2 protein-coding genes are annotated in these 2,079 nt (G+C 38.9%); both read left to right on the plus strand.

The window, feature by feature from the left end; translation table 11 throughout:
- Positions 1-160: 160 nt before the first annotated feature.
- The gene (locus NI470_RS15595) at positions 161-1,108 is read left to right on the plus strand and encodes an OmpA family protein (RefSeq protein ID WP_253148770.1); all 948 of its coding nucleotides are present in this window, start codon (positions 161-163) and stop codon (positions 1,106-1,108) included.
- Positions 1,109-1,174: 66 nt separating this feature from the next.
- Positions 1,175-2,079: Ig-like domain-containing protein (locus NI470_RS15600; protein WP_253148772.1), on the plus strand; the 905-nt coding region annotated here is incomplete at its 3' end.

Genomic DNA, 2,079 nt, shown 5'->3' on the forward strand with positions numbered 1-2,079 from the left:
AACAAAATTGATTTTAATAAATTAAATCTAATATTTTTTATACTATGTTTTTTAATATTTTTTTTATATGATCATTAAGTTTAAATATAAATTAATTCACAGAAATCCATAATTTTTTTAAGTATTTTAAAATTGGATTTAGTTTGGGGGTAAATGGGATATGTATATTAAGAAATTAGTTTTGCTAATAGGACTTTCTATTTTAGGGTCGGGATGCGCTTCTATTCATAATCCGCCTGCATTACAGTCTGGGAAAACATTTACTCCCGCATCCATGACTCTATCTGATCATATTAGACCGGATCAAACCATGGCAGTGTTTCTTCGGGAAGAAGGTGCATTCAATGGGCCAGCCGTGAATATTTTTCTGGAAGGAAAATATTTAACTTCGCTTCAACCAGGCAGTTATAAAATGTTTCCTGCATGTGCAAATCCAACTCGAATGAGTGCTGCTTTTACCCAAAGCAAGTTGGATTATGCAAACATAAGGCAAGGAAATCAGCTGTATGATTTATCTGCAAGGAAAATTCAGTATTTTAAACTGGCTATTGATGCCAATCAGTCCATCCGAATCCAACCATTAGCAGAAATAGAAGCAAAGCAGATTCTTCCTACTCTCCGTGAACAAACGCACACGCTTTCACGTGTTGAACAAAATAAAGCCTGTGCAAAAACAGTCTATGTGAATGTTCCTGTCCAGACCGCCTTTAAGAAATATACCTTGGAGGCAAATACCTTATTTGCTTATGCAAAATCAGGCTCAAATGACATGTTGCAAAAAGGCCAAGAAGAAGTTAAGGAAATTGCCACTCAAATTATTAATCAACAAGATCAGATCAGTCATATCAGTGTCTTCGGCTATACCGACCCTACGGGAACTGAGGCTTTTAATCAGCAGTTATCTTTACAACGCGCTGAAACAATTCGTAATTTTCTCACAATTTATGGTGTGGCTAGACAGAATATTTCAATCGAAGGGCGTGGTGAGCAAGACTTGGTAGTCAATGACTGTCAGATTCGTTATGCCACAGACAAGATGGCTCGTGAGCAATGTAATTTGCCTAACCGGCGTGTAGAAATAATTGCTTATGGCATTAAAGCTGAATAAGTTCTTTCAAGTCTGATAGAGCTTTTTAATAAATTTCTAAAATATGCATGAGTAGAGAATAATTTTATGAATAATCAAAACATTACTGTAAAGCTACATGATGCTAAAAAAGTAATTTCAACTCTAAATGTTACTAAAACACCTGACCAGCCCGTGATTATTCAGGCTAAAAAAAACGTCAATTACGAGTTGCTTGATGATGCAACTCAATTTGCTCCTGAAAATATAAAAATTAAACGTGTAGGGAATGACTTGCATATTGGTTTGGAAGACGGTTCATCCGATCCACTCGATACTGATCTGATTATTCAGGATTACTATGGTCAAGATGGAACAACGACTAATTTACTGATCGGTTTACATGAAAATGGAAGTTATTATGCTTATGTGCCGGAAAGCGGTTTGCAGGAACATGCTGTAAGTATGCTGGCAGATGAGGTCAGTGCTGGTCAAGCATTGGGCGGTGAACCTTTGGTTGCAGCAGCCTATGAGTTTAATCCTTATTGGTTATTGGCCTTGATTCCTTTAGCGGGATTGGCAGCTGCTGGAGGAGGTTCTTCATCAAATACTGGTGAAAATGTAAAGGATACAATAGCACCAGCAGCGCCAGTGATTGACCCAATTGCAGTGGGTAATGACACGACTCCAGAAATCACAGGAACAGCAGAGCCGAACAGCACTGTGACTGTGGTAATAAAAGACGATCAGGGCAATGTAGTTGTTGAAGGTGAAGTCGCTGTAGATCCAACAGGTAACTGGAGCTATACACCGGATACAGCTTTACCAGAAGGCAAGAATGAAGTTGTTGCGACAGCAACAGATGCAGCAGGTAATACAAGTAATCCGTCTACGCCAGTAGAGTTGGTAATAGATATCACACCACCAGCAGCGCCAGTGATTGACCCAATTGCAGTGGGTAATGACACGACTCCAGAAATCACAGGAACAGCAGAGCCGAACAGCACTGTGAC

Source organism: Acinetobacter lwoffii (genome assembly GCF_024129115.1).
GTDB classification, from domain to species: Bacteria; Pseudomonadota; Gammaproteobacteria; order Pseudomonadales; family Moraxellaceae; genus Acinetobacter; species Acinetobacter lwoffii_T.

Bases quoted from the DNA above. Each gene is read 5' to 3' on its own strand.
- NI470_RS15595 (WP_253148770.1), top strand. From the start codon at position 161: ATGTATATTAAGAAATTAGTTTTGCTAATAGGACTTTCTATTTTAGGG.